Annotated in this window: 14 protein-coding genes and 1 riboswitch; of the genes, 3 read left to right on the top strand and 11 right to left on the bottom strand. The window is 69.0% G+C overall.

Annotation, left to right across the window (positions count from 1 at the left end):
* The first annotated feature begins 315 nt into the window (after positions 1–315).
* Entirely contained in the window at positions 316–903 is a 588-nt protein-coding gene (locus ACWIGU_RS36570) for a hypothetical protein (RefSeq protein WP_100597634.1), read from the top strand.
* A 341-nt stretch (positions 904–1244) separates the two neighbouring features.
* On the top strand, positions 1245–1442 hold the full coding sequence (locus ACWIGU_RS36565; protein WP_356286706.1) for a DUF5999 family protein: 198 nt from the start codon (positions 1245–1247) through the stop codon (positions 1440–1442).
* A gap of 88 nt (positions 1443–1530) precedes the next feature.
* Here ACWIGU_RS36565 and gcvP read toward each other — a convergent pair whose 3' ends face one another.
* Positions 1531–4416 carry an aminomethyl-transferring glycine dehydrogenase gene (gcvP, locus tag ACWIGU_RS36560; protein ID WP_454405969.1) on the bottom strand — a complete coding sequence of 962 codons (2886 nt, stop codon included), beginning with the start codon at positions 4414–4416 and terminating at the stop codon, positions 1531–1533.
* Positions 4417–4599: 183 nt separating this feature from the next.
* Positions 4600–4695, bottom strand: a riboswitch (glycine riboswitch).
* A gap of 114 nt (positions 4696–4809) precedes the next feature.
* Here gcvP and ACWIGU_RS36555 point away from each other — a divergent pair.
* On the top strand, positions 4810–5193 hold the full coding sequence (locus tag ACWIGU_RS36555) for a PRC-barrel domain-containing protein (protein WP_454405968.1): 384 nt from the start codon (positions 4810–4812) through the stop codon (positions 5191–5193).
* On the opposite strand, the gene ACWIGU_RS36550 is transcribed toward ACWIGU_RS36555, so the two are convergent.
* The 10 genes from ACWIGU_RS36550 to ACWIGU_RS36505 form a co-directional block, all read right to left on the bottom strand.
* Positions 5179–6600 carry a DNA polymerase IV gene (locus ACWIGU_RS36550; RefSeq protein ID WP_454405967.1) on the bottom strand — a complete coding sequence of 474 codons (1422 nt, stop codon included), beginning with the start codon at positions 6598–6600 and terminating at the stop codon, positions 5179–5181. The genes ACWIGU_RS36555 and ACWIGU_RS36550 overlap by 15 nt on opposite strands.
* 56 nt (positions 6601–6656) lie before the next feature.
* Complete coding sequence (locus ACWIGU_RS36545; protein ID WP_329575633.1) at positions 6657–7301, bottom strand: MerR family transcriptional regulator; 645 nt, start codon at positions 7299–7301, stop codon at positions 6657–6659.
* Positions 7302–7495: 194 nt separating this feature from the next.
* The gene (locus tag ACWIGU_RS36540) at positions 7496–7969 is read right to left on the bottom strand and encodes a bifunctional nuclease family protein (protein ID WP_100597640.1); all 474 of its coding nucleotides are present in this window, start codon (positions 7967–7969) and stop codon (positions 7496–7498) included.
* A gap of 86 nt (positions 7970–8055) precedes the next feature.
* On the bottom strand, positions 8056–8799 hold the full coding sequence (gene ftsR, locus ACWIGU_RS36535; RefSeq protein WP_454405966.1) for a transcriptional regulator FtsR: 744 nt from the start codon (positions 8797–8799) through the stop codon (positions 8056–8058).
* Positions 8800–8815: 16 nt separating this feature from the next.
* Entirely contained in the window at positions 8816–9661 is an 846-nt protein-coding gene (locus ACWIGU_RS36530) for an FHA domain-containing protein (RefSeq protein WP_454405964.1), read from the bottom strand.
* Positions 9662–9860: 199 nt separating this feature from the next.
* On the bottom strand, positions 9861–10724 hold the full coding sequence (locus tag ACWIGU_RS36525; RefSeq protein ID WP_454405963.1) for a DUF881 domain-containing protein: 864 nt from the start codon (positions 10722–10724) through the stop codon (positions 9861–9863).
* A gap of 5 nt (positions 10725–10729) precedes the next feature.
* Positions 10730–11062 (bottom strand): small basic family protein, encoded by a 333-nt coding sequence (locus ACWIGU_RS36520; RefSeq protein WP_100597644.1) that lies wholly within the window; start codon positions 11060–11062, stop codon positions 10730–10732.
* Positions 11059–11967: a DUF881 domain-containing protein gene (locus ACWIGU_RS36515; RefSeq protein ID WP_454405962.1), complete on the bottom strand. Its 909-nt coding sequence runs from the start codon at positions 11965–11967 to the stop codon at positions 11059–11061. Before ACWIGU_RS36515 ends, ACWIGU_RS36520 begins: the two co-directional genes overlap by 4 nt.
* Before the next feature lie 89 nt (positions 11968–12056).
* Positions 12057–14552: a sugar phosphate nucleotidyltransferase gene (locus ACWIGU_RS36510; RefSeq protein ID WP_454405961.1), complete on the bottom strand. Its 2496-nt coding sequence runs from the start codon at positions 14550–14552 to the stop codon at positions 12057–12059.
* Between the two features lie 116 nt (positions 14553–14668).
* On the bottom strand, positions 14669–15277 hold the full coding sequence (locus ACWIGU_RS36505; RefSeq protein ID WP_454405960.1) for a CDP-alcohol phosphatidyltransferase family protein: 609 nt from the start codon (positions 15275–15277) through the stop codon (positions 14669–14671).
* Positions 15278–15485: the final 208 nt, after the last annotated feature.

The following is a 15485-nucleotide window of genomic DNA, read 5'->3' as shown; positions in this document are numbered from 1 at the left end:
CAGCCTGGTGATAAACACCGACGAGAATCGGCCGTCCGCTCGCCGTGAAGATTACGAGGTCACGGACCCGGCCCCGCTGGAAATCGGGAGATTCCCCTCATCTCGCCGACCGAATAACGCCTTGCCGAGCATTTTCGAGACGGCTAGACGAAACACCGCGTGAACACGTGTCGTATAAACTCCGCGAACGAGGCAGAGAGTTGGCGCTCGCGGTACCTGCCCCCGCCCCCTCTGGCCCGGTCAGCTGACAGCGCCGTCCGCTCGTCCCGCCACGCCCTCGATCCACCGTGCCTGTCGAATGAGAGGCGACCCACCATGCCGCTGCATGTCCCTCCGGCTCCCGCGCCCGCCCTGCGCACCGTCCTCACGGCCCTCGGTTCCCCCACCGCGGTCCGCGAGGCCCGCACCCCCTCCCTGCGCTCCGCCCAAGGACCGGCGAGCCCTGAACTCCCGTTGCCCGTCCACGTACTGGACCGGGTCACGGGCAGCGCGGGCCCCTCGCCGACCCGACTCGCCGGATGGCGGTTCCTGATCCGCTGCGGGGAGCGCGCGGTGGCCGCCGCCGACACGATGCTGACCGCCGACGGCTGGGCCTTCTCGCACTTCTTCGAGGGCCCTTACGTCGCGGCCACCGAACGCGCGCTGCGCCAGGCCGAGTCCCTGCCCGCGGCCTACCAGCCGCGTCTGCTCTCGGTCCCGGAGCTGTACATGCTCACCCTGTGGCTGCACGGGGACTGCAACGCCGACGCCTCCACGGGCCATCCCGCGGCCAGTGACCTCCTGGTCCCGCTCGCGCCCGCGCCGCCCGGCATCGCCGCCCACCGCCCGCACCGGGTCGCCGAACTGCTGCCCGTCCTCACCCATCGGCTGACCCCCGCGCCACTTCTGGGCTCACCCGCCTGACGCGACCGGGCCGCCTCACGCGCCCGCGCCCCGCTACCGATGCCGACCGGTCGCGGGGCGCAGTCGTGCCCTCGCCCGCTCTTCCGGACTAGCCCGGTCAGGCCACCCCGAACCACCCGAAGGGACAGTGCAGTTGGGGTGAACCGTCCGCACGGGTGACGCGTCCTCATCCAGTGAGGACCGCTGCGACGAAATACCTGCGGATTGACGCCCGTGGGGCAACACTGGGTTCCGGACCGACCGACAAACGGGGGGCGGCCATGAACAACGCTTCAAGCCGCAGGACAGACAGCGACATCACACCCATCGCCGACATTACTTCACAGGGAAAGATCCCATCCATGTGCCAGCACCAGCCACCGTGCCCGTCCGCAGACTCCGCCGACCGGGAGGCCGCGCTCCCCGTGGCCCACCACCCCGAACAGGGCTGGAGTCTGCTCTGCAACGGCGTCCTGCTCTTCGAGGACACCGGTGAGCTGCTGCCCAACGGCCAGATCATCGCTCCGCACCGCCCCGAGCACGTCGTGACCGCGGCCTGAGCGGATCCGGACGCCGACGGCGTCCCTGTACGAAAGGGCCGGCCCCGGGAAACCCCGGAACCGGCCCTGACGCATGTCAGCGCGCGTATCAGTCCTCGTACGCGTCCATGGGCGGGCACGAGCAGACGAGATTCCGGTCGCCGTACGCCTGGTCGATCCGGCGGACCGGCGGCCAGTACTTGTCTGCGGCCACGACACCGGCGGGGAAGACCGCCACCTCGCGGCTGTACGCGTGCTCCCACTCGCCGCCGAGCGCGGCCGCGGTGTGCGGCGCGTTGCGCAGCGGGTTGCCCTCGGCGGGCCACTGGCCCGAACCGACCTTCTCGATCTCCCCGCGAATGGCGATCATCGCCTCGCAGAACCGGTCGAGCTCGGTCAGGTCCTCGCTCTCGGTCGGCTCGATCATCAGCGTCCCGGCCACCGGGAACGACATGGTCGGCGCGTGGAACCCGTAGTCGATGAGCCGCTTGGCGATGTCGTCGACGCTGACACCGGTCGCCTTCGAGATCGGGCGCAGGTCGATGATGCACTCGTGCGCGACGAGGCCGCCGGGGCCCGTGTACAGCACCGGGAAGTGCGGCTCGAGACGCTTGGCGATGTAGTTGGCGCTCAGCACCGCGACCTGTGTGGCCCGCTTGAGGCCCTCGCCGCCCATGAGACGCACATACGCCCACGAGATCGGCAGGATGCCCGCGGAGCCCCACGGCGCCGCGGAGATCGGGCCGACGCCGGTCGCGGGACCTGCGGCGGGCTGCATCGGGTGGTTCGGCAGGTACGGCGCGAGGTGCGCGCGGACACCGACCGGGCCGACGCCCGGACCGCCGCCGCCGTGCGGGATGCAGAACGTCTTGTGCAGGTTGAGGTGCGAGACGTCGCCGCCGAAGTGACCCGGCTTGGCGAGGCCCACCAGGGCGTTCAGGTTGGCGCCGTCGACGTAGACCTGGCCGCCTGCGTCGTGCACCTGCGCGCAGATGTCGGCGACGTGCTCCTCGAACACACCGTGCGTCGACGGGTAGGTGATCATCAGGACGGCGAGCTCGTCGGCGTACTGCTCGATCTTGGCGCGCAGGTCGGCGATGTCGATCTCGCCGTCGTCGGCCGTCTTCACGACGACGACCTTCATGCCGGCCATCACAGCGCTCGCGGCGTTGGTGCCGTGCGCGGACGACGGGATGAGGCAGATGGTGCGCTGGTCGTCGCCGTTGGCACGGTGGTAGCCGCGGACGGCGAGGAGACCGGCCAGCTCGCCCTGCGAACCGGCGTTCGGCTGGAGCGACACCTTGTCGTAGCCGGTGACCTCCGCGAGGCGCTCCTCCAGCTCACGGATGAGCGTGAGGTAGCCCTGCGCCTGCTCGGCGGGCGCGAAGGGGTGCAGCTGGCCGAACTCGGGCCAGGTGACCGGCTCCATCTCCGTCGTCGCGTTGAGCTTCATCGTGCAGGAGCCCAGCGGGATCATGCCGCGGTCGAGCGCGTAGTCACGGTCGGCCAGCTTGCGCAGGTAGCGCAGCATCGAGGTCTCGGAGCGGTGCGCGTGGAACACGGGGTGCGTCAGGTAGTCGTCCCCGCGCAGGAGGCCCGCGGGCAGCGTGTCCTGTGCGGCCGCGTCGAGCGCGTCGACATCGGCCTCGACACCGAACGCGGCCCAGACGGCGCCCAGTTGGGTACGCGTCGTGGTCTCGTCGCACGAGATCGACACGTGGTCGGCGTCCACCAGGTGGAGGTTGACGCCACCCTCGCGCGCGGCGCTGACGATGTCGGCGCCGCGCCCGGCGGCCTTCACGGTCAGGGTGTCGAAGTACGCGCCGTGCACGACCTCGACACCGCCGGCCTTGAGGCCCGCGGCGAGCAGCGTCGCGTACCGGTGGGTGCGCCGCGCGATGCCCTTGAGTCCGTCCGGTCCGTGGTACACGGCGTACATGCCGGCCATGACGGCGAGCAGCACCTGAGCGGTACAGATGTTGCTGGTGGCCTTCTCGCGACGGATGTGCTGCTCACGGGTCTGCAGCGCGAGGCGGTACGCCTTGTTGCCGTCGGCGTCGACGGAGACGCCCACGAGGCGGCCGGGCAGGCTGCGCGCGAACTTCTCGCGGACCGCCATGTAGCCGGCGTGCGGACCGCCGAAGCCCATCGGGACGCCGAAGCGCTGCGTGGTACCGACGGCGATGTCGGCGCCGAGCTCGCCGGGGGAGGTCAGCAGCGTGAGGGCGAGCAGATCGGCAGCGACCGTGACGACGGCGCCCAGCTCGTGAGCCTGGTCTATGACCGGCTTGATGTCACGGACAGCCCCGGAGGCGCCCGGGTACTGGATCAGGACGCCGACGACGCCGCGCTCGGCGAGCTCGGCCGGGATGCCCTCGGAAAGGTCGGCGACGACGACCTCGACACCGGTCGGCTCGGCGCGCGTCTGGATCACGGCGATGGTCTGCGGCAGCGCGTCCGCGTCGACCACGAAGGCGCCGTTCTTGACCTTGCCGATGCGCCGCGACAGCGCCATGGCCTCGGCCGCGGCCGTGCCCTCGTCGAGCAGCGAGGCGCCCGAGGTCGGCAGGCCGGTCAGCTCGGCGACCATCGTCTGGAAGTTGAGCAGCGCCTCGAGCCGGCCCTGCGAGATCTCCGGCTGGTAGGGCGTGTACGCCGTGTACCAGGCCGGGTTCTCCATGACGTTGCGCAGGATGACGGGCGGCGTGAACGTGCCGTAGTAGCCGAGTCCGACCATCGAGTCGAGGACCTGGTTGCGGTCCGCGAGGGAGCGGAGCTCGGCGAGCACCTCGGCCTCGGTGCGGGCCCCGGGAAGATCGAGCGCCTCGGCGCTCTTGATCACGTCCGGGACCGCGGCCGCCGTCAGCTCGTCGAGCGAGCCGTACCCGACCTGCGCGAGCATCTTGGCCTGCGCTGCTTCATCCGGACCGATATGGCGCTGCTCGAAGGGGATTCCCTGCTCCAGCTGGGAAAGCGGAGTACGGTTGGCGGTCATTGCGGAGGCCTCCTGGTCATACGACCTGCGAGGGGCACCACGGCGCGGGTGCCCGGACGGCCTCCCCCTCTGTCATCTCAACCTGAGAGCTTCACCGGCGTGCCCCACATCACGAAGGGCATGCCGACTTTCACCGTCGGTGAGAGCGGAGGCCTGAACGCCCGCCCTGCTTTCCAGAGTGACCTCGTCCGTGCGGTACAGGGGCCTGAGAGATTCCGGGGAGGAGTTGCTCCTTCGGCGCCTCCGGTGTCATCCGGAGGACTCTCCCGCACGGGGTCAGCAGCCATCGCCAGCCTACCAGCGGCGACAGCGCCCCAGGCTTCGAGTGGCCGCCGTCACCAATGTGCACTTTGGTAGTGCTTACGGATGAGTTGCGAGCAGCTGGAGGGCCCCGTGCAGACCGATGTCGATCCGCGAAACCTGATCGGCCGCAAGGCGTTCGACCGCAACGGAGCCAAAATCGGGACTGTCGACGAGGTCTACCTCGACGACGCGACCGGGGTCCCGGAGTGGGCGGCCATACGCACAGGCCTGTTCAGCCGGGACGCCTTCGTCCCCCTGGAGCCGAGCGAGCTGGTGGAGGGCACCCTGCGCATCCCCTTCGAACGCTCCCTGATCAAGGACGCCCCCGACTTCGGGGTCGGCCGTCACCTCTCCCCGGAACAGGAGCTCCAGCTCTACCACCACTACGGGCTCGACATCACGGGCCCGGACGACCCCGCGCCCCCTCAGGGCCGTAATTTCGGCAAGATCGCCGGCACATCAGACGACACCTGACCCGGCACTCTGCTCCCCCGCCTCGACCCGCCTCACGTCGCCCTCCGCCACCAGCGGCAGCGGCTCCGCGGGGACGAGCGCGGGGTCGTCGGTCCGGAACGTACGCACCCTCCCCGGCTCCGAGTACGGCGTCTCGAAGCGCACCGTCACCCGCCCGAGCCCGCTCCCCTGCACCCACCCGTGCCCGAACTCCTCGTGCCGCACGTCGTGCCCGGCCACCCAGCGCCGGTCCCCGGCCTCGACGACCTCTTCGGCAGCCGCCTGGCCCTCATCCCCCGCACCATCCGCCCCTTCCGTCTCTCCCTCACCCTCGGCCGCGTGCGCCTCGGCCTGCGCCCGCGCCTGCGCGAACAGGTCCTCCTGCGTGTAGTCGGCCAGACCCGTCACTCCCACGCCCAGCAGCCGCACCCCGCCCGTCGTGTCCACGGACTCCAGGAGCCGCGCCGCCGCCTCCCGCACCACCGCGGGGTCGTCGGTCGGCCCGCGCAGCGTCTCGGATCTCGTCAGCGTGGAGAAGTCGTAGCGCCGCACCTTGAGGACCACCGTCCGCCCCGACCGCTGCGCCCCCCGCAACCGCTGCACACACCGCTCCGCAAGTCGCTGCACCTCGATCCGCACCCGCACCCGGTCGTGGATGTCCACGTCGTACGTGTCCTCGACCGACACCGACTTGGCGTCCCGCTCGGCCACCACGGGCCGGTCGTCGTGCGCGAGAGCCATGGCGTACAGCGACGCCCCGTGCGACTTCCCCAGCAGCCGTACGAGCTCGTCCTCGCCCGCCTCCGCGATCTCCTCGACCGTGGTGATCCCGGCGCGTCTGAGATGGTCCCCGGTCGCCGGCCCCACACCGGGCAGCGTGCGCACGGACATGGGCCCGAGCATGGCGCGCTCGGTGCCGGGCACGATCAGCCTCAGACCGTCCGGCTTGGCCTCCTCGGAGGCGATCTTCGCCAGCATCTTCGACGCCGCGATCCCGACAGAGCCGGTCAGGCCCGTCACGGCCCTGATCTCCTCCCGCAGCCGCTCACCGACCAGCCGCGCCGACGCCGCGTCCCAGGCCGCCTCACCGGCCTCCAGATCGACGAACGCCTCGTCGAGGCTCAGCGGCTCCACCAGCGGCGACAACTCCCGGAGCAGCCCCATCACCTGCTCGCTGACCTCGCGGTACAGCTGGAAGCGCGGTACGAGATACGCGGCATGGGGCGCGAGCCTGCGCGCCTGCCCGATCGGCATCGCCGAGTGCACCCCGAACACCCGGGCCTCGTACGAGGCGGTGGCCACCACCCCACGAGGCCCGATCCCGCCCACGACCACGGCTTTCCCGCGCAGGCTCGGCTTCGACGCCTGCTCCGCCGAGGCGTAGAAGGCATCCATGTCGAGATGCAGGATCGTGGGCGCGGTTCTCACATGTCCGATGCTGCCCTACGGCACTGACATCGCCCCGGCGGACGCATCGACCCGGCTCACACCGCGCGGTTGCGCCGTCTGGCCAGCTCGTCAGCGGGGTTGTTCCCGTGGAGCGTCTCACCGGTGTCGATGCGCTCCCCGTGCAGCTGCGACAGGGCGCTCTCGACGTCCCGCCACACCACGCCGACCGCGATACCGAAGATGCCCTGACCGCCCTGGAGCAGATCGTGGACCTCCGCCGGCGAGCTGCACTCGTAGACGGTGGCGCCGTCGCTCATGAGGGTCAGCCGCTCCAGATCGCCGAAGCCGCGCTCCCGCAGGTGCTGCACCGCGGTGCGGATGTTCTGCAGGGAGACACCGGTGTCCAGGAACCGCTTCACGATCTTCAGGACGACGACGTCCCTGAAGCTGTAGAGCCGCTGGGTCCCCGACCCGTGGGCGGGACGCACACTCGGCTCGACCAGACCGGTCCTCGCCCAGTAGTCCAGCTGCCGATAGGTGATACCGGCCGCCGCGCACGCGGTGGGTCCCCGGTATCCGACCTGCTCGGGCGTCGCGTCGTCATCCCCCTGAGCGACCACCGGCAACACCGTCGGCCGACGCGGAATGTGACCGGCCGCGTGGCCGTGAAGCGAGTACGGGCCGCTCTCCGCCGGACTGTGTCCGACGCCCCCAGCCGTACCGTCGCCGCTGCTTCTCACGCCGACCTCCTCTTTGACCTGCCTTCTCGACGGTAGGCAGTCACCAGGGGTGCGTCAACGATCGCCACACTCGGCACGCCGAGTGATAATCACCCTACGAGTGGTTTCCCGTGCCTCACCGCGGGGAAAGGCTAGCCGAATGGTCCGGCCAGGCCCCCGGCGCGGCAGCGGCCGCCTTCCGGCGGCCGCCCGCGTCACTGGCTGTTGGTCCCGAAATCCTCGGGCGAGATCTGGTCGAGGAATTCGCGGAACTTCTCCACCTCGTCCTCCTGCTCGTCCGGGATCGCGATCCCGGCGTCATCGAGCACACCGTCGCTGCCGTAGATCGGCGTTCCGGTGCGCAGCGCGAGCGCTATGGCGTCCGACGGGCGGGCACTGACCTCGACACCGCTCGAGAACACCAGTTCCGCGTAGAAGACGCCTTCGCGCAGGTCGGTGATGCGTACTTCCGTGAGTTCCTGCCCGACCGCCTCCAGCACGTCCTTGAAAAGGTCGTGCGTCAGCGGGCGTGCGGGGGCCATGCCCTGCTGTGCGAAGGCGATGGCCGTCGCCTCCCCCGGTCCGATCCAGATGGGGAGGTAGCGGTCGCCTCCCACTTCACGCAGGAGCACGATCGGTTGGTTGGAGGGCATTTCGACCCGGACACCTACGACGTCGAGCTCGTTCACACAGCAACCCTAGGACGTGCCCGGCAGGTTTGGGTAGTCGGGCACCCGCCGACCGCCGGTCGCACACCGCGCGAGCACCCCTCGGATCAGGGCAGACGCACGCCGAGCGCGGTCTGCACAAGCGCCCCGTGAAGCTTCACGGTCAGCCCCGCCAGCTCCTTCGCGCGGGCCTGCGCGTGAGCCCTGGTCTGTGGATTGCGGTGCCGTCGCAGTGGCGCGACGACCTGGTCCACCAGACCGGCCTCCCGGTCGGCAGCGGCCTTCATCGCCCGCAGATGCCGCGGCTCGATCCCGAAACGGCCCAGTTCCATGACCAGCTCGGCGACCGTGACCGCCTCCGCGTCGTACCCGCCGCCGGGCAGCGGCGCGATGAGGCCGTACGACTCCCACTCGTCGAGCTCGGGGGAGTCGACACCGGCGGCGGCAAGGAGCTCGTCACGGCCCACACGGGCCGCTGTCGGCCCTTCGCCGCCCTCCGGGGCCCTGCCGTCCTCGCCGTCACCCGACCGCCCCGGAGAGGGCAGCGTGATCGCTTCTCCGCGCTCCAGGGCGTCGAGCTGTTCCTTGATGACCTTCAGCGGCAGATAGTGGTCCCGCTGCATGCGCAGTACGTGGGCGAGTCGCTCGACGTCGTCCGGGCTGAACTTGCGGTACCCCGAGGGGGTTCGCTGCGGCTCGATGAGCCCCTCCGACTCCAGGAACCTGATCTTGGAGATGGTGACTTCGGGGAACTCGTCGCGCAGCACGTTCAGCACGGTGCCGATGCTCATCAGCCGACTGTCCGTGAGGGCGATGCCGTGACCGGCACCGCCCTTCGGTGTTTGAAGCATGGACCTTCCTGACAGGTCAGATGCCCCGCTGGCTCGCGTAGAAGACCAGCCGGTACTTGCCGATCTGCACCTCGTCGCCGTTCGACAGCGTGACCGCGTCGATCCGCTCCCGATTGACGTACGTGCCGTTGAGGCTGCCCACGTCGCTGACGGTGAAGGCGCCGTCGGCCCCGCGACGGAACTCCACGTGACGGCGCGAAACGGTCACGTCGTCAAGGAAGATGTCGCTCTGCGGGTGCCGCCCCGCCGTGGTCAGTTCGCCGTCGAGGAGGAAGCGGCTGCCCGAGTTCGGACCGCGACGCACCACCAGGAGCGCCGAGCCGAGCGGCAGGGCGTCGACGGCGGCCTGCGCCTCCGGGGAGAGCGCCGGCGACATCGTCTGACCGGTGACCTCGGCGTCGTAGGCCTCAAGGCCGGAAATGGAAATCGTCGAGGTCGTCTCGGACGGACGCTCGGCTCCGGCGCGCAAGGGCGCACCGCAATTGGAGCAGAACCGGCTCGCCTCGGCGTTACGGTTTCCGCACCTCGTACACACCAGTGCCGACATGGACGGATCCTCCTGCCGCGGCTGCCCCGCGGGGGCATGGGACGCATACGGATCGGGGGTAAACCCTCCACCCGCACTTGAGGTTGACGGTTCTCCGAAACCTATGCGGCCGGACGCGGCAGGGTCAACAGACGACGCGCCCTGTCCGCCCGAAATGTCACCACCCTGAGGACCGACCTGATCACGGAACAGCGGGCGCTCCGCCCCCTGCCCCTCCGCGTCCTGAGTGCGCGGTGCACGATGACGGGCAGTGGCATTGGCATTGCCGCTGTCCTCACGTGCGCTCTTGCCGAACAACTTCGCAAACAACTTCACGGGCGATTCCCCTTGACCGAAACAGACCCGCCCGTGGGGCAGGACGAACCCTGATTGCACACACCGCCATACATCGGCGACACAGACATCCTCACAACGTCCGTATCCGCCAAACAGTTTCCACCACGCACCCCGCTTACGGTGCGCCGACCCCCCGCAACCTCATGCCCTGGCCGGACCGCCCCCATGCGCCCCCGCCTCACTGGGACGACGACTGAGCGTAGTCAGGCCGCTTCGCCGGTCGCAAGGCGTCCACGACGATCTTCTGCGCCTGTGTCACGGTAACGGTGGCCTGCTCCTTTTCCAGAGTCTGAACCACCCCACCAGGGATGTTGAGCGCCGGCTCCAGGTCCTGCGGCTTGCCGATGACCTTGAATACGAACGGCTCGCCGATCTTGTGACCGTCCACGCTCACCCGTCCGCCGCTCGCGTCCGTCAAATACGTGCCGGCCACGACCCGGACGTCGTTCACCTGGATCGCCTCGGCGCCCGCCGCGCGGAGCTCCTGGATCGCATCGAGCAGCATGTCGGCCTTCACCGCGCCCTTCTTGTCGCTGATCGTCAGCGTGATCCCGGGGCCCTGCGCCGCCACGGTGCCCGCCAGAATGCCGAGTTGCCGTTCCCTCTCGACCGTCTGCTTGCGGGCCTCCTCGGCCTGGTCCGAGCTGTTCTCCAACTCGGTGCGCTGCCCCTCGAGACGCTGCTTCTCATCTCCCAGACGCTGAGTACGGTCATCCAGTTCATCGAGGATGCGTACGAGATCTTCCTGACGTGCGCCGCGCAGCGCGCTGCTGTCGCTGTTGGACCGCACCTGGATGGCCAGCCCCAGGCCCAGCACGAACAGCAGGACGGCGACGATCAGTTGCGCACGCGAGACCCGCGGCGGCCACAGCCCCTTGGCCAGCCGCTGACGTCCGGTCAATGCGGTGGCCTGCGTCTCTGGCGCCGGCGCTTCCGCGTCGTCGGCGGCGCCCGTGTCGTCCGCTGCTTGGGGGACGACCTCGTCCGGCAGTTCCTTGCGCAGGCGGTGCTGCTCGTCGTTCTTGTTCTCGTCCTCGGACATCGGCCTCACGCCCGGAAGATGTGCCGCCGGATGGCGGCCGCGTTGGAGAAGATGCGGATACCGAGCACCACGACGACGCCGGTGGACAGCTGCGCGCCCACGCCCAGCTTGTCGCCCAGGAACACGATGAGGGCCGCCACGACGACGTTCGACAGGAACGACACGACGAAGACCTTGTCGTCGAAGATCCCGTCGAGCATCGCCCGCAGGCCGCCGAACACCGCGTCGAGGGCCGCCACCACGGCGATCGGAAGGTAGGGCTCGACCACCGCCGGAACCTCGGGACGGACGAACAGTCCGACCACGACTCCCACGACGAGGCCCAGTACGGCGATCACGATGTGCCCTTCTCTGTTCTCGGCTGTGCGGTACGTACGGTCACGCTCGGCGCTGCGGGCAGGCGGACGTCGTCCTGGGCGGAAATGCTGGTCCGGATCCCGAAGTTCTCCTGCAGCGCGTGCAGGTACAGGCCGTCAGGGCTGTTCTGGAACCGGGTGCTCAACCGCTGGCCGTCCCCCACCGCGAGCACCGTGTACGGCGGCACGAGCGGTCTGTTGTCGACCAGTATCGCGTCACCCGCCGCGCGGATCGCGGACAGGGCCGTCAGCCGCTGTCCGTTGATGGCCACGGCCTCGGCACCGGACTGCCAGAGCCCGTTGACCACCCGTTGCATGTCCCGGTCGCGCACCCGCCCGGTGTCCGAGAACCCGGTGCTCTCGCGCGGCCCTCCGCCGCCCTGGTCGGCTTCCTTGGCGTCGTCGACGACCAGCTTCACTCCCGGCCCGTGCACCGCCGTGGCACCGGAGAGCAGACCGACCAACTCGCCTTTGTCCCCGCCGTGCTTCTTCAGCGCCTCACGCTGGCGGTCACTCACGTCGTTGCGGAGCGTGTCCACCTTGCGCTCGAGCTTGTCCGCGGCGTCCGTCTCCCGGTCGATACGGGCGATGAGCTCCTCGCGCTCCTTTGCCACGACCGGTGCCGCGACCCGCGCCTGCGCCGCCCCCACCGTCACCACGAGCGCCGCGAGGACGAGCCCCGCCGCGAGCCCGAGCTTGGCCCGCAGGGTACGCGGCATGCCACCACTGCCCTCGGCCTTCCTACGGGCCGCCGCCTCCGCGTATCCGTCGTCGAGGCTGTGGTCCATCACGTTCGTCAGCAGCGACATGGAGGCGTCGGGACGTCTGAGGCTCACGGGCCGTGAGGGACTGCTCCGATCGGGGGGCTGCTGCGGCATGCCGCACATCGTCGCACGTGGTGGCCTCTGACTCCGAATGGCCCCACCGAAGGGCCGGTCGACGCCCGTGACAGGCGCCGACCGGCCCGTACGACGGCTCAGCGACCGGCGCTGTCCACCACTGCCGCCCACTCGTCGAGCAGCTGCTGTGCCGACGCATCGTCGGGCCCCTCGGCCCACAGATGGGTGACGGCCTCGGCCGGGTCGGGCAGCACCATCACCCAGCGCCCGTCCGCCTCGACGACCCGCACGCCGTCGGTCGTGTCGACGGACCGCTCGCCGGCCTCCTCGACGACCCGCCGCATCACGAGCCCCTTCACCGCCCACGGAGTCGCGAGGTCCCGCTTGAGTACATGCGCCCGCGGGATCCGCGCGTCGATCTGGCTCAAGGTCAGCTGCGTCCGCGCCACGAGCCCGATCAGCCGGACGAACGCGGCCGCGCCGTCGAAAACGGAGCTGAACTCCGGAATGATGAACCCGCCGCGACCGTCACCGCCGAAGATGGTCCCCTCGTCCCGCCCGACCCGAGTGAGGTCGTCCGGCGACGTGGTCGTCCACTCCACCTGCGTCCCGTGGTACGCGGCCACTTGCTCGGCGATACGCGTCGTGGTCACCGGCAGCGCGACCCGGCCGCTGCGCCGCTCGGCGGCCACCAGGTCCAGCATGACCAGAAGCGCACGGTCGTCCTCGACGATGCGGCCCTTCTCGTCGACCAGCGACAGCCGCTCGCCGACCGGGTCGAACCGGACGCCGAACGCGGCCCGCGCGGACGCCACGATCTCCCCCAGGCGCACAAGCCCGGAGCGGCGCGCCTCCCGCGTCTCGGTCGGCCGGGACTCGTCGAGCCCCGGGTTGATGGTCAGCGAGTCGACACCGAGCCGCCCGAGCAGACTGGGCAGCACCAGACCGGCACTGCCGTTCGAAGCGTCGACGACGACCTTGAGCCCCGCCTCCGCAATCCCCGTCGTATCGACATTCCGCAACAGGGAACCTGTATACGAGTCGAAGACGCTCGACGGGAAGTGCAGATCGCCGATCTCGCCGGGGAACGCCCGCCGGTACTCCTGCCGCGCGTACACCCGGTCCAGCTTCCGCTGGCTGGCCTGCGAGAGGTCCGCTCCCCGCTCGTCGAAGAACATGATGTCGACGGAGTCAGGCACTCCGGGCGTCGTACGGATCATGATCCCGCCGGCACTGCCCCGCGCGGTCTGCTGCCGGGCGACCGGCAGCGGCACGTTCTCCAGGTCGCGTACGTCGATGGCGCTCGCCTGCAACGCGGAGATGACCGCCCGCTTCAGGGCTCGCGCGCCACGCGAGTGGTCACGGGCCGTGGTGACGGTCGAGCCCTTCTTGAGCGTCGTGGCGTACGCCCCCGCGAGCCGTACGGCGAGTTCCGGGGTGATCTCCACGTTGATGATGCCGGAGACGCCACGGGCGCCGAAGAGATGCGCCTGGCCCCTGGACTCCCAGATCACCGAGGTGTTGACGAAGGCACCGGCCTCGATGGTCTTGAACGGATAGACCCGGACGTTGCCCTGGATAATCGATTCCTCACCGACCAGGCACTCGTCGCCGATGACGGCGCCGTCCTCGACACGGGCAGCCCGCATGATGTCGGTGTTCTTGCCGATGACGCAGCCGCGCAGATTGCTGTGCTGCCCGATGTACACGTTGTCGTGGACGACGGCCTTGTGCAGAAAGGCCCCGCTCTTCACGACGACGTTCGAGCCGATCACGGTGTGCTCGCGCAGCTCGACGTCGGCTTCGACCTTGGCGTAGTCACCGATGTACAGCGGACCACGAAGCACGGCGTCCGGATGAACCTCGGCACCCTCTGCGACCCATACGCCGGGCGAGATCTCGAATCCGTCGATCTCGACGTCCACCTTGCCCTCGAGCACGTCGGCCTGCGCCTTGACGTAGCTCTCGTGCGTGCCGACGTCCTCCCAATAGCCCTCGGCGATATAGCCGTAGACCGGCTTGCCTTCCTTCATGAGCTGCGGGAAGACGTCACCGGACCAGTCGACCGACACATCGGCCTCGACGTAGTCGAATACCTCGGGCTCCATGACATAGATGCCCGTGTTCACGGTGTCGGAGAAGACCTGACCCCAGGTGGGCTTCTCGAGGAAACGCTCGACCTTTCCCTGTTCATCGACGATGGTGATGCCGAATTCCAGGGGGTTGGGAACGCGGGTCAGGCAGACCGTGACCAGCGCACCCTTTTCCTTGTGGAAATTGATGAGGTCAGTGAGGTCGAAATCGGTCAGAGCGTCACCGGAGATCACAACGAAAGCGTCGTCCTTGAGTGCTTCCTCTGCGTTCTTCACGCTGCCGGCTGTGCCGAGTGGCTTCTCCTCATTGGCATAGGTGAGCTCCATTCCGAGCTCTTCGCCGTCCCCGAAGTAGTTCCTGACGAGTGACGCCAGGAACTGCACGGTGACGACGGTCTCGGTGAGCCCATGCCGCTTGAGCAACCGCAGCACATGCTCCATGATCGGCCGGTTCACGACCGGCAGGAGCGGCTTGGGCATACTCGAGGTCATGGGGCGAAGGCGCGTGCCTTCGCCTCCAGCCATTACGACGGCCTTCATGTCGGAAGCGTCCTCCTTGAAGAGACGACTGTCTAGCCGACTTCGCCCGTCCGGATGGACCCGCAGATCTCAGAGTGCGGGCCGACCTGGCCTCGAATACCGCCACATGGGCGAGCTCAATCGGCCTTGGAGTCCGCCCTGACCAGTCGGCGGACCTGTACTACGTAGAGGATCCCTGCCCACCAGTAGAGCGTTGTACCCCATCCTGCGAACGCCCATCCGAAAATAGCAGCGAGCGTGTTGATCCAGCCGCTTCCGTCGCTGAGGAGCAACAGGGGGAACGCATACATGAGGTTGAAGGTGGCAGCCTTGCCGAGGAAGTTCACCTGCGGCGGCGGATAGCCGTGCCGGCGGAGGATACCCACCATCACCAGGAGAACCAGCTCCCGGGCAAGCAGTACGGCCGTCAACCAGAGCGGCAGAATCTCGCGCCAGGTGAGTCCCACGAGCGTGGACAAAATGTAGAGCCGGTCGGCCGCTGGGTCGAGGAGCCGGCCGAGGTTGCTGATCTGATTCCAGCGCCGGGCGAGCTTCCCGTCGAGATAGTCACTGACACCGCTGAGCATCAGGACCAGAAGGGCCCAGCCGTCGCTTTTGGGCCCGCCGAACTCGGGCCTGAGGATGAGCCACAGGAACAGGGGTACGCCAAGGAGACGCGCCATGCTGAGGATGTTCGGGATGGTGAGCACCCGGTCCGTCTGGACACGGGTCTCCTGGACCTCCACCCGGGGGCCTCCTGTGGGGAAACGAGCCAACGATGCCCCCTGACCTTACCCTCAGTACACTTGGGGCCGTGCAGAGGGGTGCGACAAGAATTGCCGCACAACGCTTCGCACACAACGCAGAAAACCCCCGTAACAGGATTCTCATCCGTTACGGGGGTCTTCTTCAAAAATAGTTCGGCGGCGTCCTACTCTCCCACAGGGTCCCCCC

Source organism: Streptomyces sp. NPDC055400 (assembly GCF_053644375.1).
Note: the sequence above shows the minus strand (reverse complement) of the source record. Positions and strands in the feature narration are given on the sequence as shown.

What these genes read in the sequence shown, in the direction of transcription:
- ftsR (WP_454405966.1), bottom strand. Translation starts at nt 8,799, where the DNA reads ATGCTTCAAACACCGAAGGGCGGTGCCGGTCACGGCATCGCCCTCACG.
- ACWIGU_RS36510 (WP_454405961.1), bottom strand. Translation starts at nt 14,552, where the DNA reads ATGAAGGCCGTCGTAATGGCTGGAGGCGAAGGCACGCGCCTTCGCCCC.
- gcvP (WP_454405969.1), bottom strand. Translation starts at nt 4,416, where the DNA reads ATGACCGCCAACCGTACTCCGCTTTCCCAGCTGGAGCAGGGAATCCCC.
- ACWIGU_RS36570 (WP_100597634.1), top strand. Translation starts at nt 316, where the DNA reads ATGCCGCTGCATGTCCCTCCGGCTCCCGCGCCCGCCCTGCGCACCGTC.
- ACWIGU_RS36565 (WP_356286706.1), top strand. Translation starts at nt 1,245, where the DNA reads ATGTGCCAGCACCAGCCACCGTGCCCGTCCGCAGACTCCGCCGACCGG.
- ACWIGU_RS36525 (WP_454405963.1), bottom strand. Translation starts at nt 10,724, where the DNA reads ATGTCCGAGGACGAGAACAAGAACGACGAGCAGCACCGCCTGCGCAAG.
- ACWIGU_RS36515 (WP_454405962.1), bottom strand. Translation starts at nt 11,967, where the DNA reads ATGTGCGGCATGCCGCAGCAGCCCCCCGATCGGAGCAGTCCCTCACGG.